Annotated in this window: 20 protein-coding genes; 10 read left to right on the top strand and 10 right to left on the bottom strand. The window is 71.0% G+C overall.

Features of this window, described 5'->3' with window-relative positions:
* Positions 1–52: 52 nt before the first annotated feature.
* Positions 53–250 carry a stress protein gene (locus AC5RUW_RS11010; protein WP_494160736.1) on the top strand — a complete coding sequence of 66 codons (198 nt, stop codon included), beginning with the start codon at positions 53–55 and terminating at the stop codon, positions 248–250.
* Positions 251–367: 117 nt separating this feature from the next.
* Here the strand turns inward: AC5RUW_RS11010 and mmsB are convergent, their stop codons facing one another.
* The 3 genes from mmsB to AC5RUW_RS11025 all read right to left on the bottom strand — a co-directional run bounded on the left by mmsB (position 368) and on the right by AC5RUW_RS11025 (position 4,310).
* Positions 368–1,573, bottom strand: a complete 1,206-nt coding sequence (gene mmsB, locus AC5RUW_RS11015) for a multiple monosaccharide ABC transporter permease (protein ID WP_494160737.1) — start codon at positions 1,571–1,573, stop codon at positions 368–370.
* A complete protein-coding gene (mmsA, locus tag AC5RUW_RS11020; protein WP_494160738.1) occupies positions 1,570–3,117 on the bottom strand; it encodes a multiple monosaccharide ABC transporter ATP-binding protein in 1,548 nt (515 codons plus the stop codon). Before mmsA ends, mmsB begins: the two co-directional genes overlap by 4 nt.
* Positions 3,118–3,194: 77 nt before the next feature.
* Entirely contained in the window at positions 3,195–4,310 is a 1,116-nt protein-coding gene (locus tag AC5RUW_RS11025) for a substrate-binding domain-containing protein (protein ID WP_494160739.1), read from the bottom strand.
* Between the two features lie 408 nt (positions 4,311–4,718).
* Here AC5RUW_RS11025 and AC5RUW_RS11030 point away from each other — a divergent pair, with 408 nt between their 5' ends.
* A complete protein-coding gene (locus tag AC5RUW_RS11030; protein ID WP_494160740.1) occupies positions 4,719–5,075 on the top strand; it encodes an ArsR/SmtB family transcription factor in 357 nt (118 codons plus the stop codon).
* Positions 5,072–5,578 carry an SRPBCC family protein gene (locus tag AC5RUW_RS11035; protein WP_494160741.1) on the top strand — a complete coding sequence of 169 codons (507 nt, stop codon included), beginning with the start codon at positions 5,072–5,074 and terminating at the stop codon, positions 5,576–5,578. Before AC5RUW_RS11030 ends, AC5RUW_RS11035 begins: the two co-directional genes overlap by 4 nt.
* 130 nt (positions 5,579–5,708) lie before the next feature.
* Here the strand turns inward: AC5RUW_RS11035 and AC5RUW_RS11040 are convergent, their stop codons facing one another.
* The 5 genes from AC5RUW_RS11040 to AC5RUW_RS11060 form a co-directional block, all read right to left on the bottom strand.
* Positions 5,709–7,145 (bottom strand): amidase, encoded by a 1,437-nt coding sequence (locus AC5RUW_RS11040; protein ID WP_494160742.1) that lies wholly within the window; start codon positions 7,143–7,145, stop codon positions 5,709–5,711.
* A gap of 3 nt (positions 7,146–7,148) precedes the next feature.
* Complete coding sequence (locus tag AC5RUW_RS11045; RefSeq protein WP_494160743.1) at positions 7,149–8,417, bottom strand: amidohydrolase; 1,269 nt, start codon at positions 8,415–8,417, stop codon at positions 7,149–7,151.
* Positions 8,418–8,496: 79 nt separating this feature from the next.
* Positions 8,497–9,222 carry a hypothetical protein gene (locus tag AC5RUW_RS11050; protein WP_494008010.1) on the bottom strand — a complete coding sequence of 242 codons (726 nt, stop codon included), beginning with the start codon at positions 9,220–9,222 and terminating at the stop codon, positions 8,497–8,499.
* 28 nt (positions 9,223–9,250) lie between these two features.
* Positions 9,251–9,994: a DUF5058 family protein gene (locus AC5RUW_RS11055; RefSeq protein ID WP_494160744.1), complete on the bottom strand. Its 744-nt coding sequence runs from the start codon at positions 9,992–9,994 to the stop codon at positions 9,251–9,253.
* Between the two features lie 36 nt (positions 9,995–10,030).
* A complete protein-coding gene (locus AC5RUW_RS11060; protein ID WP_494160745.1) occupies positions 10,031–11,296 on the bottom strand; it encodes a M20 family metallo-hydrolase in 1,266 nt (421 codons plus the stop codon).
* Between the two features lie 290 nt (positions 11,297–11,586).
* Between AC5RUW_RS11060 and AC5RUW_RS11065 the strand changes: the two genes are divergently transcribed.
* On the top strand, positions 11,587–12,618 hold the full coding sequence (locus tag AC5RUW_RS11065) for a LacI family DNA-binding transcriptional regulator (protein WP_494160813.1): 1,032 nt from the start codon (positions 11,587–11,589) through the stop codon (positions 12,616–12,618).
* Positions 12,619–12,690: 72 nt separating this feature from the next.
* Here AC5RUW_RS11065 and AC5RUW_RS11070 read toward each other — a convergent pair whose 3' ends face one another.
* Positions 12,691–13,755: an NAD(P)-dependent alcohol dehydrogenase gene (locus tag AC5RUW_RS11070; protein WP_494160746.1), complete on the bottom strand. Its 1,065-nt coding sequence runs from the start codon at positions 13,753–13,755 to the stop codon at positions 12,691–12,693.
* 45 nt (positions 13,756–13,800) lie between these two features.
* On the opposite strand from AC5RUW_RS11070, the gene AC5RUW_RS11075 reads away from it, so the two are divergent.
* The 6 genes from AC5RUW_RS11075 to AC5RUW_RS11100 all read left to right on the top strand — a co-directional run bounded on the left by AC5RUW_RS11075 (position 13,801) and on the right by AC5RUW_RS11100 (position 20,279).
* A complete protein-coding gene (locus AC5RUW_RS11075) occupies positions 13,801–14,217 on the top strand; it encodes a TetR/AcrR family transcriptional regulator C-terminal domain-containing protein (RefSeq protein WP_494160747.1) in 417 nt (138 codons plus the stop codon).
* 85 nt (positions 14,218–14,302) lie between these two features.
* Positions 14,303–15,061 carry a LamB/YcsF family protein gene (locus AC5RUW_RS11080; protein ID WP_494160748.1) on the top strand — a complete coding sequence of 253 codons (759 nt, stop codon included), beginning with the start codon at positions 14,303–14,305 and terminating at the stop codon, positions 15,059–15,061.
* Positions 15,058–16,821, top strand: a complete 1,764-nt coding sequence (locus AC5RUW_RS11085; RefSeq protein WP_494160749.1) for a 5-oxoprolinase subunit B/C family protein — start codon at positions 15,058–15,060, stop codon at positions 16,819–16,821. Before AC5RUW_RS11080 ends, AC5RUW_RS11085 begins: the two co-directional genes overlap by 4 nt.
* An 8-nt stretch (positions 16,822–16,829) precedes the next feature.
* Complete coding sequence (locus AC5RUW_RS11090; RefSeq protein ID WP_494160814.1) at positions 16,830–18,566, top strand: acetyl/propionyl/methylcrotonyl-CoA carboxylase subunit alpha; 1,737 nt, start codon at positions 16,830–16,832, stop codon at positions 18,564–18,566.
* 64 nt (positions 18,567–18,630) lie between these two features.
* Positions 18,631–19,305 (top strand): GntR family transcriptional regulator, encoded by a 675-nt coding sequence (locus AC5RUW_RS11095; protein ID WP_494160750.1) that lies wholly within the window; start codon positions 18,631–18,633, stop codon positions 19,303–19,305.
* A 131-nt stretch (positions 19,306–19,436) separates the two neighbouring features.
* Entirely contained in the window at positions 19,437–20,279 is an 843-nt protein-coding gene (locus tag AC5RUW_RS11100; protein ID WP_494160751.1) for an alpha/beta fold hydrolase, read from the top strand.
* Positions 20,280–20,366: 87 nt separating this feature from the next.
* Here the strand turns inward: AC5RUW_RS11100 and AC5RUW_RS11105 are convergent, their stop codons facing one another.
* Complete coding sequence (locus AC5RUW_RS11105) at positions 20,367–21,200, bottom strand: putative hydro-lyase (protein ID WP_494160752.1); 834 nt, start codon at positions 21,198–21,200, stop codon at positions 20,367–20,369.
* Positions 21,201–21,378 lie beyond the last annotated feature (178 nt).

Below are 21,378 nucleotides of genomic sequence, written 5' to 3' on the forward strand. Positions count from 1 at the left end.
CTAGTTTGGATCTTGCAGTTGTCAGAAAGAAGACGAAACCGAAGGAGGAGTTATGGCTGACCAGAACAATCCCGGACAGTTCGGAAACCGCAACGACACTGAAGAGCAGGCTTCGAAGGGCGGTCAGGCCAGCACCGGCAGCTTCGGCAGTGGAAACTCTGCCGACGCCAGTGAGGCCGGCCGCAAGGGCGCGGAAGCGCAGCCCACTGAGGCCAAGGCTCGAGGCGGGGAAAACAGCCACAACGGCTAGTACCCGCTAAATGGAAGGGGAAGGAGCATCAGCTCCTTCCCCTTCCGCCGTTAACCGGGCCAAACAGAATTTCTTTGGCTGCAAATGTGTCGAAAATGTCGCCGCAGCCGTGACGTTTTACCGGGCGGTACGCCGCCGGCTGAACCCGAACGCCACCGCTGCGAGCAGCACCAGGCCCTTGATGATCTGCTGCCAGGCCGCGTCCACGGACAGGATCGACAGGCCCTGGTTCAGCACGCCCATCACCAGACCGCCGATCACGGCCCCGATCACGGTGCCGACACCGCCCTGCACCGACGCGCCGCCGATGAACACCGCGGCGATCGCGTCCAGCTCGAAGCCGCCGCCGGCCGAGGCCACCGCACCTCCGGCCCGGGCGGTGCTGACCACCGCGGCCAGTCCGGCCAGGAAGCCCATGTTCACAAAGACGAAGAAGTTCACCCAGCGGGTCTTCACCCCGGACATCATCGCCGCGTTGAGGTTGCCGCCCATCGCGTAGATGTGCCGGCCGAACACGGTCCGGTTCAGCAGGAACGAGTAGGTGAGCACCAGGACCGCGAGGATGATCAGGATGATCGGGGTGCCCCGGTTGTAGGCCAGCAGGTAGCAGAGGTACATGATCGCGGCCACGGCCACGGCGTGCTTGAACACGAACGACCCGGTGCGTTCCCGGGGCAGGTCCAGCCGGCGCAGGTTCGCGCGGGTCCGCAGCCCCTGGGCGACCAGGGCCACGGAGGCCAGTGCCCCGATGCCCAGCGTGATCAGGTCCGGGGTGCCGGTGGAGGGCAGTGTGCCGGAGCCGATGGCGACATACGGCCGGGGCAGCCCGGAAATGGTGCCGCCGGTGAGCAACACCAGCGCCACGCCGCGGAAGATCAGCATCCCCGCCAGGGTGACGATGAACGCCGGTATCCCCACGAACGCCACCCAGAAGCCCTGCCAGGCGCCGATCGCGGCGCCCACGGCCAGGGACAGGGCCACGGCCGCCCACCAGGGCAGCCCCCAATCGTTCATGGACAGCGCCGCGATCGCTCCCACTGTCGCCACGATCGAGCCGACGGACAGGTCGATGTGCCCGGCGATGATCACCATGACCATGCCGATCGCCAGGATCAGCACGTACGCGTTCTGCTGGATGAGGTTGCTGACGTTGCCCGGATACAGCAGCCGCCCCTCGGTGAGGATCTGGAAGAGCAGCACGATGACGACCAGCGCCGCGAGGATGCCGTACTGGCGCACGTCGATCCGCAGCCGCCGTCGGGAGCTGCCTCCCGGCTGCGGCGGCAGCGGCGCCTTCGCCTGTTCTGGGGTGGTGGTGGTCACGGTGCCTGTACTCCTTCGGTGCGGGCGGCGGTCATGTGGCGCATCAGTTCCTCCTGCGTCGCGTCGGCCCGGTCCACCTCGGCGGTGAGCCGGCCTTCGGCGATGGTGTAGATGCGGTCGCACAGCCCGATCAGTTCGGGCAGCTCGCTGGAAATGACGATCACGGCTTTGCCCTGCTCGGCCATTTCGTTGATGATTCCGTAGATTTCGTATTTGGCGCCGACGTCGATCCCGCGGGTGGGCTCATCGAGGATCAGCACGTCCGGGCCGGAGTAGATCCACTTGCTGAGCACCACCTTCTGCTGGTTGCCGCCGGAGAGGTTGCCGACCAGCGAGGTGACGCTGGGGGTGCGGATGTTCATCCGCTGCCGGTACTCATCGGCGACAGCGTATTCGCGGTTCCGGTCGATGACGCCCAGCCGGGCGAGCTTGCCCAGCGCCGCCGCGGAGATGTTCACGGTGATGCTGCCGATCAGGTTCAGCCCGTACCGTTTACGGTCCTCGCTGACGTAGGCCAGCCCGTTGCGGATCGCCTCGTCCACGGACCGGGTGGAGATCTCCGCCCCGTCCTTGTAGACCTTCCCGGAAATGCCGGTGCCCCAGGAGCGGCCGAAGATACTCATCGCCAGCTCGGTGCGCCCGGCGCCCATCAGCCCGGCGAAGCCGACGATCTCGCCGGCGCGGACGGTGAACGACGCGCGGTCCACCACCACCCGCTCGGTGTCGATCGGATGGTGCACCGTCCAGTCCTCGACCCGCAGCTTCTCCGCCCCGATGTGCGGTTCCCGGGGCGGGAACTGGCTGTCCAGGGGCCGGCCGACCATGGCGCGGATGATCCGGGTCTCGATTTCGTCGGTGTCCGCCACCGGGAAGGATTCGATGGTCCGCCCGTCGCGGATCACCGTGACGGTGTCGGCGATGGCCCGGATTTCTTTCAGCTTGTGGGAGATCACGATGGAGGTGATGCCGGCGTCGCGCAGCTGGTCGATCAGGCCGAGCAGGTGCGCGGAGTCGTCGTCGTTCAGGGCCGCGGTGGGCTCGTCGAGGATCAGCAGCTTCACTTCCTTGGAGAGCGCCTTGGCGATCTCCACCAGCTGCTGCTTGCCGACGCCGAGCTCGAGGATCTTCGTGGCGGGGTTTTCGTCCAGGCCCACCCGCCTGAGCAGCTTCGCCGCCTCCAGGTTGGTCTTGTTCCAGTCGATCACCCCGCCGCGGGAGACCTCGTTGCCGAGGAAGATGTTCTCCGCGATGGACAGGTACGGGCTCAGCGCCAGTTCCTGGTGGATGATCACGATCCCGTCGCGTTCGCTGTCGTTGATCGAACCGTAGCTGACCGGGGCGCCGTCGAGGGTGATGGTGCCGGTGAAGCTGCCGTGCGGGTAGACGCCGCTGAGCACCTTCATCAGGGTGGACTTCCCGGCGCCGTTCTCGCCGCAGATCGCGTGCACCTCGCCGCGTTCCACGGAGACCGAGACGCCGTCGAGCGCCTTGACCCCGTGGAACTCCTTCACGATGCCGTCCATGTGCAGGATGACGTCATTCATGTGGTTCTCGCTTCAGTAAAAGGGGCGGCGGCGGGCGCGGCGCCGGTTCCGGTGCCGCGCCCGCTGCCTGTCCGGGATCAGAGGCCGACGTCGGAGGCGTCGACGAATCCGGATTCCACCAGAACCGGCTCCACCTGGTCCTTGGTGACCACCTGCGGCTCGAGGATGTACGTCGGAACCACCTTGACCTCGTTGTCGTAGGTCTCGGTGTCGTTGACGTCCACCTCCTCGCCGGCCACGATCTGGCTGATCATGGTGTCCACCTGGGCGCCCAGCTCGCGGGTGTCCTTCCAGACGGTCATCGACTGGCGGTCATCGAGCATGGCCTTGATGGCGGCGACGTCGCCGTCCTGGCCGGTGATCAGCGGCCAGTCGGTGCCGGGCTGGTAGCCGGCGGCCTCCAGCGAGGCCTCGATCCCCAAGGCCAGGGAATCGTTCGGTGAGAGCACGACGTCGACCTTCTCGCCGCCGGTGTAGAAGGACTGCAGCCGGTTGTCCATCTCGGCCTGCGCGTCCGCCGACTTCCAGCCGAGGATGCCGATGGAGGCCCAGTCCTCGCTGGTCGCCGGGGCCTTGCCGGAGGGAACCACCAGCTGGCCGCTTTCAACGTACGGCTGCAGCACGTCCCAGGCGCCGCCGAAGAAGAAGGCGGCGTTGTTGTCGTCGGGGCTGCCGGCGAAGGGCTCCAGGTTGTAGGGGCCCTCGCCGTCGGCCAGTCCGAGCTGCTCCTCGATGAACTGGCCCTGCAGCTGCCCCACGAGGTAGTTGTCGAAGGTGGCGTAGTAGTCCACGGCCTCGGTGCCGTTGATCAGCCGGTCGTAGGCAATGATGGTGCGGCCCTGCTCCTTGGCGTCTTCGAGGACGGGGCCGAGGGTCTCGCCGTCGATCGCGGCGACCACGAGGATCTGCGCCCCGCCGGCCACCTGGTTCTGGATCTGGCTGATCTGCTGGTCGGTCTTGTCATCGGCGTACTGCAGGTCGACCGTGCAGTCGCGGGCTTCAAGCTTTTCCTTCAGGCCCTCGCCGTCGTTGATCCAGCGCTCCAGGCTGCGGGTGGGCATGGAGATGCCGACGCTGCATTCGACGCCGCCCTCGCCCTCACTTGAGGTGGTTCCGGCCGGGGCGCAGGCTGCCAGTCCCGCGGCGAGGCCGAGGCCCAGGAAGAGAGCCGAAACATTCTTCAATCTGGTCATGCTGAAACCTTCGAAAAGGACCCGGCCGGCGCGGCGAAGCGGCATGGAAAAGCTCGGGATACGCCCTTGTTTCCCGGTCGGCTGGATCGTACGGATACAACGCTGTAACGCCCTGCCGGCGACCCCACCGCCGGCAATATGTGGGCCGACACAACTTATCCCCGAAGTGGCGTGCCTCACAAGAGGGTTATTGGTAGTTACCGAATCGCAATCTCTCCACGTTGAAGCCTCCGGCACTGCTGGTTGGCTTTCCAGCAGGTCTTCTGACTGGCCGCCCTACGGCCACCGTCGAGGAGTTCCAATGGCCCCCTTGACCGAGGCTCAGGGCGGGCCTACGTTGTATTCAACCGATCGGTTGAACAACAAATCTGTTGACCAAGACCGGCACGGAAAGCAGGGCGGCGAGGCATGGAATCGGGCGAACTGCTGGACAGGGCGTTCCTCGCCCTGGCCGACCCCGTCCGCCGCAGCATCATCGCCCGGCTCTCCCGCGGGCCGGCCACGGTCAATGAACTGGCGGAACCCTTCGCGATGTCCAAGCAGGCCGTCTCGAAGCACATCCAGGTGCTGGAGCAGGCGCAGCTCGTCACCCGTACGCGGGAGGCGCAGCGCCGGCCGGTGCACCTGAACCCCGCACGGCTGGAGGCGCTCACCGCCTGGATCGGCCAGTACCGGCTGGTCCGCGAGGAGCAGTTCCGCGGCCTCGACGCCGTGCTCTCCAATCAGGCCGCGGCAGGCGGCCCGCAGGCAAAGGATCCATCATGACCAACGCACTGCAGCTCACCGTCCCCGAGGGACTGCCCTTCATCGATTTCAGCCGGGAGGTCGACTACCCGGTGGCCCAGGTCTTCCGCGCCTACGCCGATCCGGACCTGCTGGTCCAGTGGCTCGGCCCGCGCGGCATGAAGATGGAAATGGACCACTACGACTTCCGCAGCGGCGGCACCTACCGCTACATCCACACCGGGCCCGACGGCGTTCCCTACGTCTTCTCCGGCATGTTCCACACCGTGCGCGAGAACGAATTCGCGGTGCAGACCTTCGAGTTCTCCGGCTACCCGGACGTGGTGAGCATCGAGTTCATGACCCTGGAGGAGCTGCCCGGCGGCCGGACCCGGATCAGCGCGCACTCCGTCTACCCGACCATGGAGGCCCGGGACGGCATGGCTGCCTCCGGCATGGAGTCCGGCGTCGCCGAGGGCTTCGACCGGATGGAGGAGCTGCTCGCCCAACTGCAGCCCGACGCCCTGCAGGGCAGAGGCACCTGACCTGCCTGGCGCCGTCGGGCCCCCGGCGGCGTCGGGCCCCTGGTTCTGCTGCCGGTTCGGGAACGGGCTGCCACTGCGTACCGGCAGCGCTGTCCCGAACCGGCAGCGGAAGACCCCGGCCGGCGGGTGCTCAGGGAGCCGGAGGTGCCTGACGGGCGTACCCGGTAGCCTGCTCGAACGCATGCGCCACCTGCAGCAGCTCAAAGTCCTCGCCGTGGTTCATCACCATCTGCATGCCCACCGGCAGCCCGGCGGAGCTGAAGCCGGCCGGCATCGAGATGGCCGGGAGCCCCGTGGCGGAGATGACGCAGGCCGAGCGCATCCAGTCCAGATAGGTCTCCAGCGCCGTGTCGTTGATCCGCTCCGGCCAGCGCCAGGAGGCGTCGAACGGCAGCACCTGCGCGGTCGGGGCGAGCAGCACGTCGTAGCGGCCGAAGAACTCCTGCACCGCCAGGTGCAGCCGGGTACGCGCGGCGGCGGTATCCGCCACGTCCTGCCCGGTGAGGGCCAGGCCCTGCTCCACGTTCCAGCGCACCTCGGGCTTGATCGCCTCGCCGTGCTCGGCCACCAGCGCTCCCAGCGAACCGACGAAGTCCAGCGCCCGGACGGTGCGGAACACCCGGTCCGCCTCGGAGAGGTCCGGGCAGGCCCGTTCCACATGCGCGCCGAGGTCCTCGAAGACCGCCAGCCGGGCCTCGAGGACGGCCAGCACTTCGGGTTCCACCGGGATGCCCAGCCCGAAGTCCGGGGTCCACGCGACCCGCAGTCCGCGCAGGTCCCGGTCCAGGGAGCCGGCGAAGACCTCCGGTGCCAGTGAAGGTCCCGGCGGCCGACGGCGGTCCGGCCCGGCCATGGCGGTCAGCATCAGGGCGACGTCGGCGACGGCGCGGGCCATCGGGCCGCTGGTGGCCAGCCAGCTGTGCGCGTCCGACGCCGGCCAGGTCGGCACCGTGCCGGTCGAGGGCCGGAAGCCGACCACGTTGCAGAACGAGGCCGGGATCCGCAGTGAGCCGCCCATGTCGGAGCCGTCGCTGACGGACTGGATCCGGGCGGCGAGCGCGGCGGCCGCTCCCCCGCTGCTGCCGCCGGCGCTGCGGTCCGGCGCATACGGGTTGGTGGTGGTGCCAAAAAGCTCGTTGAAGGTGTGCGAGCCGGCGGCGAACTCGGGCACGTTGGACTTGCCCGTGGTCACCACCCCGGCGGCCTTCAGCCGGGCAATCACCAAGTCATCGGCGTCGGGCACGAAGTCGCGCAGCAGCGGCGAGCCCTGGGTGGTGCGCATGCCCGCCGTGTTGTGGGTGTCCTTGTGGGTCATGGGCAGCCCGTGCAGGGGCGGCAGGTCCTCCCCGTCCGACGCCGCGGTCCGCTCGTCGGCGGCCTTGGCGAGCGTGCGGGCACCCTCGGCATCCAGGGTGACCACGGCGTTGATGGCGGGGTTGACCGCGTCAATCTGTTCCAGGTGCGCCTCAAGCGCTTCGCGGGCGGAGAGCTCGCGGGTGCGGATGGCGGCGGTGAGCTCGACGGCGGACATCGCCTGGATCGCGGCGGTGGACGGGGAGAGGGCCATGGCTCAGCCCTCCTGTCCGCTGCCGGTGCCGGTGCGGCCCAGGATCGCGGCCAGCGCGGCGGTCAGCCCGGTGCCGAGGGTGGGCTCCAGCTCGGGAGCGAACTCCGGCGAGTGGTTGCCGGCCACGGCCTCGCCGGCCTCCAGCCGCGCCGCCGCGGTGGAGCCGAACATCCAGTACACCGACGGCACGCCGATGGCCTCGGCCAGCAGGCCGAAGTCTTCGCTGCCCATCACCGGCGGCACCTCGCGCACGGCCTCCTCGCCCAAGGCGCCGCGCAGGGCGGTGAGCACCTCAGCCGCGGCGGCGGGCTCGTTGTAGCAGCGCGGGAAGCTGGAGATCTCCTCGATCACCGGCTCCGGGGCGCCGGAGGCGGCGGCTTCGGCGGCGATGATGCGCCGCAGCGCGCCAAGCACCTGCTCGCGGACGGCCGGTTCGAAGCTGCGCACGTTGAGCGTGAACTCGGCGCTGCCGGGAATGATGTTCTCCTTCAGCCCGCCGTGGAAGGTGCCCACGGTGATGACCGCGGACTCGCGGGCCGGCACCTCGCGGCCGAGGATGGTCTGGATCCGCACGATCATGTGCGCGCCCAGGACGATCGGGTCAATGGACTTCTCCGGCTGCGAGCCGTGGGCCTGCCGGCCCAGGACGGTCACCCGCCAGGAGTCCGCCATGGCCATGGCCGTGCCGCTGCTGATTTCGATGCCGCCGGCCACCCCGGGCCAGACGTGCTGGCCGTAGATCACCTCGGGCTTCGGTGCTCGGTCCCACAGCCCGTCCGCCACCATGGCCTTCGCGCCGGCCGCGGTTTCCTCACCGGGCTGGAAGATGAACACCACGGTGCCGGCCCAGGCATCGGTGTTGCGGGCCAGCAGCTCCGCCGCGGCCAGGGCCACCGACATGTGCGTATCGTGTCCGCAGCCGTGCATGACCGGCACCGCGGTGCCGTCCTCCAGGGTGCCGGTGGCGGTGCTGGCGTACTCCAGGCCGGTGTTCTCGCCGATCGGCAGCCCGTCGGTGTCGGCGCGGAAGCCGACCACGGGCCCGTCGCCGTTGCGCAGGATGCCGACGACGCCGGTGCCGCCGCTGCCGAACGCCTCCAGTCCCAGCTCCAACAGGCGGGCCTGCAGGAACGCGGCGGTTTCGGTCTCCTGCATGGACAGCTCGGGATGGGCGTGCAGGTGGCGGTAGGTCTCGTGCAGCTTCTGCCGGTCGGCGTCGCTGTAACCCAGGGAATCCAGCAGGGCGGTGGTGTGCAGGGCGGTGGTGCTCATGGAAATCAGCCTTTCGGTTGCGGGCGGGGCCCGGAGGTCGGGGTGGGATGCCGGCCGCGCCGTCGCGGCCGGCGTCGGGTCAGTTGACCAGTTCGGCCTTGCCGGCGGCGGCGTTGCGGTCGCGGACGAACCAGGCCAGGACGGCGGTGACGATCACGGTGATGCCGGTGGCCAGCTTGGCCAGGGCCGGAACCAGCGGAACCAGGACGAAGACCACCAGCAGGGCCACGGCGACGGCGACCAGGGTGATGCGCGGCTGCTTGGCGGAGACGACCAGCTGGACCACGACGGCGCCGATGATGGCCGGGAAGATGTAGATCCGGGTCACCTCCATCACCTCCAGCGGAATCAGGCTGAGCAGCCAGGTGCCGAGCAGGCCGACGAAGATGAGCATGGACAGCACGTGCACCATGGCCGCGCCGCAGATGGCCATCAGGGCGGAGAAGTCCGCCTTCTTGGTGCCGGACTTCGCGCCGATGGTGGCCTGGGCGACCATCGCGGCGGGCAGCAGCTTGTTGGCCAGGTTGCCGATCATGAAGGCCTGGTACATGGTGGCCGGGCCCAGCACCGGGTAGTAGGTGATCGGTTCGACGAACCAGAGCACGAAGAACGAGGCGCCGACGGCCAGCGCCGCGGTGAGCACCATGCCTCCGGTGACGCCGAGGTCGGCAAAGAAGACAAGGTAGGCGGGCCCGGCCAGGGAGAGCAGCAGCGCCGCAATCATGGTCAGCTGGCCCCAGCGGGAGGTGGTCCGGTCGAATTCGGCGAGTGCGGATGCCTGCGCGCCCGCGGCGGTGGTGGACATAAGCCGTTCTCCTTCGAAAAGTGGGGGGTTAGGCGCCGGCGGTGTGGGCGAGGTAGGCGATGGCGAGGCCGAGGACGATGGAGATGCCCAGGCCCCATTCACGCAGCCAGGGTGCCTGCAGCCGCTTGGCCAGGAACAGGCAGATGCCCATCACGGCGGCGGACGCGGCGACGGTCAGCACGTGCACGCTGGACTTGGGCAGTTCGGCGACGCCGAGGCTGGCGAACGCGCCGAGCAGCGCGGCGGTGGGGATGATCGCCATCAGGCCAGGGTTGACCTGGCGCAGCTTGGTGTCGCCGCGCTTGAGCAGCGGCGTGAAAATCAGGCAGCAGATCATCCACATGGCGCCGGAGAGGCTCATGGCGGTGAACGCCACGGCGTACACGGTCTGGGTGTAGTCCGCCCCGCCGAGTTCGGCGCCCATGGTGCCGGCGGCAATGGAGGCCGACGCCGTTTCGGTGGCGGCGGAGCCGACCAGCCCGATCCGGGTCAGCACCGCGGGGGTGCCGAACAGGGACAGCAGCGCAATGCTGACCAGCACCACCGCCAGCGACGGTCCGGTGGCCGCCACGGCGCCGGCCCGGAACGAGGCGCGCAGCTCGGACTTGGAGATCTCCGCCGCCGGGCCGGCCTTGGCGGCCGCCTTCATATAGATCAGGCTCTGGATGATGACGACGGCGAACACCGCCAGGGCGAAGACCCACAGGATGGGGGTGTTCGCCACGGCGAGGATGTCGGTGGAACTGCCGTCACGGACTGGAACAGGGCTCATGGGGGTGCTCCTTGCGGCTTGGGGGGGATCAGGAAGTCACTGGGCAAACTCGTGGCTGTCCAGGCGCAGCAGGGTCTCGGCCAGCACCTGGACGCCGGTGGTGATCTGGGCAGTGGGGGTGAACTCCTCGGGGCAGTGGCTGCGGCCGCCGGCGGAGGGCACGAAGATCATGCCCATCGGGGCGAGCCGGGCCATGTGCACGGCGTCGTGGGTGGCGCCGCTGGGAATGGGGGCCCACTCGATGCCGACGGCGTCGGCGGCCTGGGCGGCGAGGTCCTGTACGCCGGCCGCGGCGCGGACCACCTGGTTGTCGGTGGACCAGCGCAGGTCCGCTTCGACGCCGAAGCCGGCGGCGCGGGCGGCGATTTCACCGGCCAGGCGGGCCCGGGTGCCGGCCAGCCAAGACTCGTCCACGCTGCGCACTTCGCCGTAGAGCCGCACCAGCGACGGCACCACGTTTGGCGCCGGCGAGGTGTTCTCCAACCGGGTGACGGTGGCGACGCCGTGCTCCGGCGCGCCGCATCCCTCGGCCCGGACGGCCAGCACGGCCTCCGCGGCGGCGACCATGGCGTCCCGCCGGTCGTCCATGGGCCGGGTGCCGGCGTGGTCCGGGGAGCCGGTGAAGCTGGCCACCAGGCGTTCGATGCCGGTGATCGCGGTGACGATGCCGATCGGCGTTCCGCGCTCCTCCAGGACCGGGCCCTGCTCGATGTGCAGTTCGACGTAGGCGTGCGGCCGGCGGGTTCCGGTCCAGGGCGCGGCGGCCAGCAGGGCCGCGGGATCGAGGCCGAAGTCCTCGTAGGCGGCGGCCAGGGTGCGGCCCCGGTAGTCGGTGCGGGCCAGGTCCGCCGCGGTGAGCTCGCCGGCCAGCGCCCGGCTGCCCAGGCAGCTGAGTCCGAAGGGGTTCGATTCCTCGCCCAGGAAGTCCACCACCAGCAGGTCCCGCTGCAGCCAGATGCCGCGTTCGGCCAGCACCTGCACCGCGGCCAGCGCGCCGAGGACGCCGACGACGCCGTCGAACCGGCCGCCGCCGTCCACCGTGTCGGTGTGGGACCCGGTGACCAGCGGCGGTGCCGCGGGGCTCGTGCCGGGCAGCCGGCCGATCAGATTGCCGGCGGCGTCCTGATGCACCTCGAGGCCCGCACTGCGCATCCGCGCGGCGGTCCAGGCCCGGGAGGCACGGTAGGGCTCGCTGAAGACCTCCCGGGTCCAGCCGGGGCGGTCCTCGCTGCGGAAGCCGGAGAGCTCGGCAAGGGCCGTATCCAGCCAGCCGTCGAGCCCGGTGAGCGCCGTTTCCTGCATGCGGCTCCTTCGGTCGGCACGAAATGCAATCGATTGCACAGGCGGTTGAAAAATGTCCCGGCCGAAGGCGGCGGTTGCGTTTCGGGCCGGGCGTGCTGACAGACTCACACGCCTTCGCCGATGCGTCCAGAGTTTTTTCGGAATTCGCCGAATATTTCCCGGCGCCTGTTGCCGAATGTAAATTCTTTTGATCAATGGGATTAACCGGCCGTTTCCGGGGCCCGCAGCGCTTACACTGGCGTCCGTTCCGGCGATCCGCCGGCGTCCACCAGCTACGGAAGGCTCCGCACATCAATCCTTCACGCGGCCGGGCTGCCCGCGGCCCCAGCCTCGACGACGTCGCCCGGCTGGCGGGCGTGCATCCTTCCACGGCCTCCCGTTCCCTCGCCGAGGAGCCGGTGCGGATCAGCGCGGCCACCGTGGCACGGGTACGTGAGGCGGCGAAGACCCTCGGCTACCGCCGCGACGCCTCGGCGGCGGCGCTGCGGACCGGCAGCTCCCGGCTGGTCGGCGTGCTGGTGCACCGGCTCACCGACCTGGCGCTCGCGACCATGTACGCCGGCGCAGACGCCGCCGCTGCGGAGGCCGGCTACAACACCGTGGTCGCCAACGGGCTCGACGATCCGCAGGTCCGCCGGGACCGGCTTGATGCACTGCTGGCCCGGCGGATTGACGGCGTCATCCTGGCGGACGCCCGCTCCGACGACACGCTCGCCGACCATCTGGCGGCGCTCGGCGTCCCCTATGTCCTGGCCATGCGCACCCTGCCCGGGCACCTGAGCGTCGGCACGGACGACGTCGAGGGCGGCCGGCTCGCCGCCGAGCATCTGCTCGCCCTGGGCCACCGCCGGGTGGCGGTGGCCGCCGGTGATCCGCTGGCCAGTACCGGACGGGACCGCACCGCAGGCTTCCGGCAGGCCTTCGCCGACGCGGGACACCCGGTGCCCGACGACGCGGTGGCGGCCACCGGCTTCGGGGTGGCGGCCGGCCACGCCGCCGGAAACCGGCTCGCCGCGCTGGATCCGGCGCCGTCGGCGGTCTTTGCGGTGGACGACCTCACCGCCGTGGGCGTGATCGGGGCGCTCCGCGACGCCGGGCGGACCGTGGGCTCCGACGTCGCGCTGGTGGGCTACAACGACGTCGAGCTGGCCGCGGACCTGCCCGTGGGCCTGACCTCCGTGCGCTCGGACCGGGACCGGATGGGCCGGCTGGCATTCGGCCTGCTGCTGGAGCGCATTGCCGGCCGGGACGTCGCCTCGGTCCGACTGCCGCCCGACCTGGTGCCGCGCGCCTCGACACTGGGGGTTCCCCCGCCCGCCTAGGGCGGGAGCCGCCGACACCGCGGCGCCCGCCGCCTGAGCCGCGCCCCGCCGCCGGTCTGCAAGTCATCCCGTTCAGGGATGCAGCACGATACTGCCCCGCACCTGGCCGGACTCCAGCCGCCGCATGGCCGCGGCGACGTCGGCCAGCGGATACCTGCTGTCGATGTACGGAACGATGTCGCCCGCCTCGATGAGGGCGGTGACGCGCTCCAAATCCGCGGCGTTTTCCCGGCACATCAGTCCGACCAGCCGACGTCCGCCGAACAGGGACAGGACCGCGCCGGCCGCCTGCCGCTCGAAAAACCCGCCGGTGAGCCTGCCGCCTTCCTCCCCGCCGACCAGCACAGCCGTGCCGCGGGGCGCGAGTGCCCGGCGCAGCCGCGCCGGAGACGGGCTGCCGGCGACATCGATGATCGCGTCATACCGCGGCCCGCCCGCGGCGAAATCCTCCAGGGCGTAGTCCAAGGTCGCGGCGGCGCCGAGGGACCGCACGAACCCGGCCTTGGCGGCACTGCACGCCCCGGTGACCTCGGCGCCGGCCGTCCGGGCCATCTGCACGGCGAAGCTGCCGACCCCGCCGGCCGCACCCAGCACCAGGACCTTCGGTCCGGCAGTTCCCCGCCCGGCGCCACCCTTTCCCGCACTGGCCTTTCCGGCACTGGCCCTTCCGGCGCTGTCGGCGGATATCCCCGCGGCGTCGAGGGCCTGCAAGGCGGTCAGCCCGGACACCGGAACCACCGCCGCGTGCTCGACGTCCAGCCCGGCCGGCCTGGCGGCCAGCTTGTCCTCGCGGGCACAGGCGAAGGAAGCGAAGGAGCCCCGACCGATGCCGTACACCTCATCCCCGGGCCGGAACCGGGAGACGCCGGGGCCGACGGCGACCACGGTGCCGGCGAGGTTGTGGCCCATGACCGGCTGCCGGGGCCGGCGCAGTCCGACGCCGGTGCGCAGCAGATAGGGGGTGCCTGTCATCATGTGCCAGGCACCGCGGGCCAGGCCGGCCGCGCGGACCTGCACCATGACCTCCCCCGCGCCGGGCCGGGGCACCGGGTGCTCAGCCAGCTCCAGGACCTCGGGGCCGCCGTAGCCGTGCTGCACCAGGGCCGGAGCCGTCGAGGGCAGGGCGGTGCCGGGCATTTGACCGGCAGCGGCGGGGCGGGCGCCGGGATCACGAGCGAACGCATGGTCAGCGAGCCGAGCCCGCCGGCGTCGGCCAGGCGGGCGGCATGCTGCAGCACCCGTTCGCGGGTCAGCACCATGCGCTGGCGGTGCAGCCAATGTCGCTCTATCGCCACTCTGGGCGTACTGCGCCGGGCCGGGTTCTCCCTCGCCGCCGCCGGGCACGCCTACGCCCTGCTGGACAGCTACATCTACGGCTTCGCCCTGCAGGAGGCCGGACTGCCCGTCGGCACCCCGGACGCCGATCCGGAGGTGGTCGAGGCGATGGCGCGTTCGTTCTCTCCGGAGGAGCTGCCCTACCTCGCCGAGATCGCGATGGACCACGCCCTGCAGCCGGGCTACAGCTTCGGCGCCGAGTTCGACGTCGGTCTGGGCATCATCCTGGACGGCCTGACCGCCCTCCTGGATCCGGACAGCTAGGCAAGAAAGCGACGGATTGTTGAACAATCCGCCGTGATCCCGCACACTTGGAGAACCCTGTTCCCCGAGGCACGAAGGACCCGCCATGCCGATCATTGACCTGAACAGCGACGTCGGCGAATCGTTCGGCAGCTGGGAGATGGGCGACGACGCCGCCGTCTTCGAGTCCGTCTCCTCCGCCAACGTCGCCTGCGGCTTCCACGCCGGCGACCCCTCCACCATCGCCCAGACCTGCCGCGACGCCGTCGCCGCCGGCGTCACCATCGGCGCGCACGTGGGCTACCGGGACCTGGCCGGCTTCGGCCGGCGCTTCCTGGACTGCTCCCCCACCGAACTGGCCGACGACATCCTCTACCAGCTCGGCGCCCTGCAGGCCCTGGCCCAGCGCGCCGGCGCGGACATTGAATACGTCAAGCCGCATGGCGCGCTGTACAACACGATCGTGCACCACGAGCACCACGCGCAGGCCGTGGTGGACGCCATCCGCGCCTTCAACAAGGAGCTGCCGGTACTGCTGCTGCCCGGCGCCGTCGCCCTGGACAAGGCCGCCGACGCCGGGCTGCGCGGCGTGGCCGAGGCGTTCGCGGACCGCAACTACAACCCGGACGGCACCCTGGTCTCCCGCCGCGAGGCCGACGCCGTCATCCACGACGCCGACAAGGTCACCGAGAACATGATCCGGCTGGCCACCGAGGGCACCATCATCGCCGTCGACGGCACCGAGATTCCGATGCAGGCCGAGTCCATCTGCGTGCACGGCGACACCCCCGGCGCCGTCGCCATGGCCCGGGCCGTCCGCACCGGCCTGGAGAACGCCGGCGTCAGCATCCAGAGCTTCGTGTGAGCGGCGCCGACACCCGGCCCGGAACCATCCTCGGGATCCGGCCCGCCGGCACCCGCGCGCTGCTGGTCGAGCTTGGCTCGCTGGCCGACGTCGTTGCCCTCCACAGCCAGCTCAAGGCCCATCCGCTGCCCGGCCAGGTGGACGCCTTGGCCGCTGCGAACACCGTGCTGGTGCGCTTCGGCAGCCGCCGCGACACGGTCGCCGCCGCGCCCCTGCTCCGGACGCTGGACTTCACCCACGGCGACGCCGGCGAGGCCCGCACGGTCACCATCGAGACCGTGTACGACGGCGCGGACCTGGCCGAGGTCGCCCGGCTCACCGGCCTCTCCGAGGACGCGGTGGTCAACGCCCACACCGGCACCGCCTGGACCGGCGGCTTCGGCGGCTTCGCCCCCGGCTTCACCTACCTCACCGGCGGCGACCCGGCGCTGAACGTGCCCCGCCGCTCCAACCCCCGCACCGCCGTTCCGCCCGGCGCCGTGGCCCTGGCCGGGGACTACTCCGCGGTCTATCCGCGCGAATCCCCCGGCGGCTGGCAGCTGATCGGCCGCACCAACGCCGCCATGTGGGACCTGAACCGTGAGTCCCCGGCCCTGGTCCGCCCCGGTGACAAGGTGCAGTTCACCGCCGTCCGCGAGCAGCTCACGACGTCGGGCCCCGCCGCCGCGGCACCCGCGTCAAGCGAGGAACCGACTGAAGCGCCGGATGCCGCCCCCGCGCCCGATGTCGCCGTCGACGCCGCAGCTGCCGGCCCCGGCGACTTCACCGGCGGCTGGCTGGAGGTCACCGCGCCCGGCCTGCAGTCCCTGGTCCAGGACCTCGGGCGGTCCGGCTACGCCGACCTGGGCGTCTCCGCCGCCGGCGCCGCCGACCCGCGCGCGGCCCGGCAGGCCAACCGGCTGGTCGGCAATCCAGCCGACGCCGCCGTCGTCGAGAACCTCTTCGGCGGCCTGGAGCTCACCGCCCACGGGGACACGGTGCTGGCCCTGACCGGCGCCGAGCTGCCCGCCGCCGTCGTCTCCCCCGCCGGGGACCGGGACCGCCCGGCCCCGCACGCCGCCCCGTTCGCCCTGCTCGACGGGGAGACCCTGACCCTGGGCACCCCGTTCCGCGGCGTGCGCGCCTACCTCGCCGTCCGCGGCGGGCTGGCCGTGGACGCGGTGCTGGGCAGCCGCAGCACCGATTCCATGAGCGGCATCGGCCCCGCGCCGCTGGCCGCCGGCACCCGGCTGCCGGTCGGCCCGGCGCCCGCGGGCCTGCACGTCGGCGACGCCGAACCGCCCGTGCTGGCTCCTGCCGGCAGCCCCGGCAGCCTGGGCGAGGGCACGACGCCGGCCCTGCTGCGGATCACCGCCGGGCCCCGCCAGGACTGGTTCGGCGCCGACGCCGCCGCGGCGCTGGCCGCGCAGACCTGGCTCACCACCAGCGAATCGAACCGGATCGGCGTCCGGCTGGCGCTGGACCCGGAGGACCCGGACGCCGCCCCGCTGGCCCGCCGCCGCGAGGGCGAGCTGCCCAGCGAGGGTGTGGTGGCCGGCTCGCTGCAGGTCCCGCCGTCGGGCCTGCCGGTGCTGTTCCTGGCCGACCACCCGGTGACCGGCGGCTATCCGGTGATCGCCGTCGTTGTCCCCGAGGACCTGCCGGTCGCGGCGCAGCTGCCGCCCGGGCACGCCCTCCGCTTCGTATTTGTCGACCCCGATACGCTCGCCCCGTTCACCGCGGAGCAGGCGGCCGGGCTGTTTCCGGAAGGAACCGCATGAGCACCCCCATGAGCAAGGTCCTGATCGCCAACCGCGGCGAGATCGCGGTCCGCGTGGCCCGCGCCTGCGCCGACGCGGGCATCGCCTCCGCCGCCGTGTACTCGGACCCCGACGCCGACGCGCTGCACGTGCGGATCGCGGATGAGGCCTACCCGCTCGGCGGGGCCTCAGGCGCGGACACCTACCTCAACATCGAGAAGCTGATCGACGCCGCCCGGCGCGCCGGCGCGGACGCAGTGCACCCCGGGTACGGGTTCCTGTCCGAAAACGCGGACTTCGCGCAGGCGGTGCTCGACGCCGGACTGACCTGGATCGGCCCGTCCCCGCAGGCCATCCGGGACCTGGGCAACAAGGTCACCGCCCGGGAAATCGCCGTCCGCGCCGGGGCGCCGCTGGTGCCCGGCACCGAGGGCCCGGCCGAAAGCGCCGAACAGGTCCGTGCGTTCGCCGAGGAGCACGGGCTGCCGGTGGCGATCAAGGCAGCCTTCGGCGGCGGCGGGCGCGGCATGAAGATCGCCCGCCGGCTGGAGGACGTCGAGGACGCCTTTGAGTCCGCGGTCCGCGAGGCGGTGGCCGCGTTCGGCCGCGGCGAGTGCTTCGCCGAACGCTTCCTCGATCGGCCCCGGCACGTGGAGGCCCAGGTGCTGGCCGACACGCACGGCAACGTCGTCGTCGTCGGCACCCGCGACTGCTCGCTGCAGCGCCGCAACCAGAAGCTGGTCGAGGAGGCGCCGGCCCCGTTCCTCACCGATGAGCAGCGCGCCACCATCCACGCATCCGCCAAGGCCATCTGCCGCGAGGCCGGCTACACCGGCGCCGGCACGGTCGAGTACCTGGTCTCCCCCGACGGGCTGATCAGCTTCCTGGAGGTCAACACCCGGCTGCAGGTGGAGCACCCGGTCACCGAGGAGACCGCCGGCGTTGACCTGGTCCGCGAACAGTTCCGCATCGCCGACGGGCTGCCGCTGTCCTTCACCTCCGATCCCGAACCGCATGGGCATGCCTTTGAGTTCCGGCTCAACGCCGAGGATCCGGCGCGCGGGTTCCTGCCCGGTCCCGGCCCGGTGGAGGCCTTCGAGCCGCCCACCGGCCCCGGCATCCGGATGGACTCCGGGGTGCGCTCCGGTTCGGTGGTGCCCAGCGAATACGACTCGCTGATGGCCAAGCTGATCGTCTGGGGCGAGGACCGCCCGCAGGCCCTGCGCCGCGCGAAGGCGGCCCTGGATGAGCTGGTGATCCGCGGCGTGCCCACCGTGGTGCCGTTCCATCAGGCCGTGGTCCGCTCCGACGCGTTCACCCGCGACGGCGAGCTCGGGGTGTACACCACCTGGATCGAATCCGAGTTCGCCGAGCCGCTGGCCGCCTCCCCGCACATTGCCGCCGCCGCCAACGGCACCGCCCGCGAAACCATCACCGTGGACATTGACGGCCGCGCCGTCGCCGTCGGGCTGCCCGCCGCCCTGCTGAACGCGCTGCGCTCCGGCGGCGGTGCCGCGGGCGCTCCCGCCGGGGCGGCTGCCGGAACCGCGGACGAGGCGGTGCTGGCGTCCCCGATGGCCGGGAACCTGGTCAAGTGGGTGGCCGACGACGGCGCGCAGCTGGTCGAGGGCGATCCGGTTGCCGTGTTGGAGGCGATGAAGATGGAGACCACCGTCCGCGCCCACCGGGCCGGGAAGTTCGCCCGCAGCGGCCTGGAACCGGGTACCGCCGTCGGCCGCGGCGAAGCCCTCGGGGAGATCGGCTGACCGGGTTCCGTCACACGGACCGGCGGTGCGCCGCCGGTCCGCTCCGGGCAGCTAAATTGGGTGGATGCTCGTGAACCTGGGGGACGACGCCGCGCAGCGGGACGCACACGCGAACACCACGGTGTGGGTGGCCGAGGTGCTGCGCAGCCGTATCGCCGCCGGGGAGCTGCTGCCCGGCACCAAGCTGTCCGAACAGCAGCTGGCCGCGTCCCTGCAGGTCTCCCGCAACACGCTGCGGGAGGCGTTCACCGTGCTCGCCGGCGAGGCCATGGTGACCCGGTATCCGAACCGCGGCGTGTTCGTGGCCTCCCCCGGCGCCGACGCGGTGCGGCGGATCTACCAGGTGCGCCGGCTGCTGGAGCCGGCGGCGGTGCTGTGGGGCCCGGAGCTGGACCTGGACCGGCTGGACGCCGTGATCGCCGACGCGCGGGACGCGAAGTCCCGCGGCGCGGTGGCGGAGATGGCCGCCGCCAACCAGGCCTTCCATGAGGCCGTGGTGGCAATGTCCGACAGCGGCCGGCTGCAGCAGATGATGTCCCTGGTGCTGGCCGAAATGCGCCTCGTCTTTCACGCCATGAGCAGCGAACCGGACTTCCACACCCACTATGTGGAGCAGAACGCCAAGCTGGTGGAGCTGCTCCGCGCCGGAAAGCGGAAGAAAGCCGCCGACGTGCTGCGCGGCTACCTGGACGCCGCGGAGGCCGAGCTGCTGGGCCATCTGGAGACGGACGGGCGGTAGGCGGCGGCGCAGCCTCCGGCAGGCACGCTGCCGGCCCTGGTGTGGGCGTGCTGCCGGCTCCTGCTGTGGGCGTCCGGCGAGGCGGCCGGTACCATCGGCGCACGTCCACCCCCGCCAGGAAAGGAACAGCCATGGGCTTCGTCCAGGTCGGCACCGAGAACAGCACCCCGATCCACCTCTACTACGAGGACCACGGCAGCGGTCAGCCGGTGGTCCTGATCCACGGCTACCCGCTCAACGGCCACAGCTGGGAGCGCCAGGCGCGCGAACTGCTGGGCGCCGGCTACCGCGTCATCACCTACGACCGCCGCGGCTTCGGCTCCTCCAGCAAGGTCGGCAGCGGCTACGACTACGACACCTTCGCGGCGGACCTGAACACGGTGCTGGAGACCCTGGACCTGCGGGACGTCATCCTCGTGGGCTTCTCCATGGGCACCGGGGAGCTGGCCCGCTACGTCTCCCGCTACGGCGCCGACCGGGTCGCCAAGCTCGCCTTCCTCGCCTCACTGGAACCGTTCCTCGTCGCCCGGGACGACAATCCCGACGGCGTGCCGCAGGAGGTCTTTGACGGCATCGCCGCCCAGGCGCGGGAAGACCGCTACGCCTGGTTCACCAACTTCTTCTCCGACTTCTACAACCTGGACGAGACCCTCGGCTCCCGGATCAGCCAGGAGGCCGTGACGGCCAGCTGGAACACCGCCAGCATCAGCGCCCCGGTCGCGGCGTACGCCGTCGTGCCCGCCTGGATCGAAGACTTCCGCACCGACATCGAGGCGGTGCGCGCCAGCGGCAGGCCCGCACTGATCCTGCACGGCACGGCGGACAACATCCTGCCCATCGATGCCACCGCCCGCCGGTTCCGGCAGGCTCTGCCGGAGGCGGAGTACGTCGAGGTCGACGGCGCCCCGCACGGCTTGCTCTGGACGCACGCCGACGAGGTGAACAAGGCGCTGCTGGCGTTCGTGGCTAAATAGGGGAGCACGGAGCCGACCATGCCGGCCCCTCTCCGTGCCGCCGTCTGCCGGCACGGCGGGGGCCGGGGCAGGACCGGCGCGTAACCGCTACGGCACCAGGTAGGAGCTGTCCCGGGCGTCGGTGATGAGCATGTGCCCGGGCGCGTGACCGATGGCCAGGGAGGGCTTGGACTCCATCACCGCAGCCTGCGGGGTCACGCCGCAGGCCCAGAACACCGGCACGTGGCCCTCGGCAATCTCCACCGGGTCCCCGAAGTCCGGCCGGAACAGATCCGCGATCCCGAGCTCGGACGGGTTGCCCACGTGCACCGGAGCCCCGTGCACCGCCGGATAGCGGGAGGTGATCCGCACGGCGTCGGCCACCTGGGAGGCGGGCACCGGGCGCATGGAAACCACCAGCGGACCCGCCATCTCCCCGGCCGGTTCGCAACGCACCGAGGTGCGGTACATCGGCACGTTGGTGCCCTGGTCGATGTGCGCGATCCGGATGCCACCCTCCTGCAGCGCCGCCTCGAAGGTAAAGCTGCAGCCGACAATGAAGGTCACCAGGTCATCGCGCCAGTACTCCGTGATATCGGTCGGATCGGCGACCTTCTCCCCGTTTTCGTAGACCGTATAGCGGGGCACGTCGGTGCGAATGTCGCCGCCGGCCAGCAGCGGGCCGCTGGTCTCGCCGGCGTCGAGCACGCCCAGGATGGGGCAGGACTTGGGATTCCGCTGGGCGAAGAGCAGGACGTCGAACGCCTGCGCCTTGGGCACGATAATCAGGTTCGCCTGCGCGTACCCGGCGGACCAGCCCGCCGTCGGCGTCACCAGCCCGTCCCGGAACAGGGCCCGGGCCTCGGCCGGGGACAAGGCCGCCGGGTCGGCCGGGGACGGTGTCGCCCGCTCGACGGCGGACTGCGCGGTAGGGGTTGTCATCCGTTGGTCCTTTCAGTGTGCGGGCGGGGTGTGTGACGCCGATGTCGGACCGGCGCCGCACGCCCCAACGCATCTTTCGTACAGCTAATGTCGTAAAACCGTTCCGCAACCGACATCTGCTGTACAAAAGATGCCCGGGCCGGCCACCGAAGGACATCTGCTGTACAAAAGATGCCCG

The sequence above is a fragment of the Arthrobacter sp. Y3222053 genome (assembly GCF_059092805.1).

Bases quoted from the DNA above. Each gene is read 5' to 3' on its own strand.
- AC5RUW_RS11010 (WP_494160736.1), top strand. From the start codon at position 53: ATGGCTGACCAGAACAATCCCGGACAGTTCGGAAACCGCAACGACACT.
- mmsA (WP_494160738.1), bottom strand. From the start codon at position 3,117: ATGAATGACGTCATCCTGCACATGGACGGCATCGTGAAGGAGTTCCAC.
- AC5RUW_RS11025 (WP_494160739.1), bottom strand. From the start codon at position 4,310: ATGACCAGATTGAAGAATGTTTCGGCTCTCTTCCTGGGCCTCGGCCTC.
- AC5RUW_RS11030 (WP_494160740.1), top strand. From the start codon at position 4,719: ATGGAATCGGGCGAACTGCTGGACAGGGCGTTCCTCGCCCTGGCCGAC.
- AC5RUW_RS11035 (WP_494160741.1), top strand. From the start codon at position 5,072: ATGACCAACGCACTGCAGCTCACCGTCCCCGAGGGACTGCCCTTCATC.
- AC5RUW_RS11040 (WP_494160742.1), bottom strand. From the start codon at position 7,145: ATGGCCCTCTCCCCGTCCACCGCCGCGATCCAGGCGATGTCCGCCGTC.
- AC5RUW_RS11045 (WP_494160743.1), bottom strand. From the start codon at position 8,417: ATGAGCACCACCGCCCTGCACACCACCGCCCTGCTGGATTCCCTGGGT.
- AC5RUW_RS11050 (WP_494008010.1), bottom strand. From the start codon at position 9,222: ATGTCCACCACCGCCGCGGGCGCGCAGGCATCCGCACTCGCCGAATTC.
- AC5RUW_RS11055 (WP_494160744.1), bottom strand. From the start codon at position 9,994: ATGAGCCCTGTTCCAGTCCGTGACGGCAGTTCCACCGACATCCTCGCC.
- AC5RUW_RS11060 (WP_494160745.1), bottom strand. From the start codon at position 11,296: ATGCAGGAAACGGCGCTCACCGGGCTCGACGGCTGGCTGGATACGGCC.
- AC5RUW_RS11070 (WP_494160746.1), bottom strand. From the start codon at position 13,755: ATGCCCGGCACCGCCCTGCCCTCGACGGCTCCGGCCCTGGTGCAGCAC.
- AC5RUW_RS11075 (WP_494160747.1), top strand. From the start codon at position 13,801: ATGGTCAGCGAGCCGAGCCCGCCGGCGTCGGCCAGGCGGGCGGCATGC.
- AC5RUW_RS11080 (WP_494160748.1), top strand. From the start codon at position 14,303: ATGCCGATCATTGACCTGAACAGCGACGTCGGCGAATCGTTCGGCAGC.
- AC5RUW_RS11090 (WP_494160814.1), top strand. From the start codon at position 16,830: ATGAGCAAGGTCCTGATCGCCAACCGCGGCGAGATCGCGGTCCGCGTG.
- AC5RUW_RS11095 (WP_494160750.1), top strand. From the start codon at position 18,631: ATGCTCGTGAACCTGGGGGACGACGCCGCGCAGCGGGACGCACACGCG.
- AC5RUW_RS11100 (WP_494160751.1), top strand. From the start codon at position 19,437: ATGGGCTTCGTCCAGGTCGGCACCGAGAACAGCACCCCGATCCACCTC.
- AC5RUW_RS11105 (WP_494160752.1), bottom strand. From the start codon at position 21,200: ATGACAACCCCTACCGCGCAGTCCGCCGTCGAGCGGGCGACACCGTCC.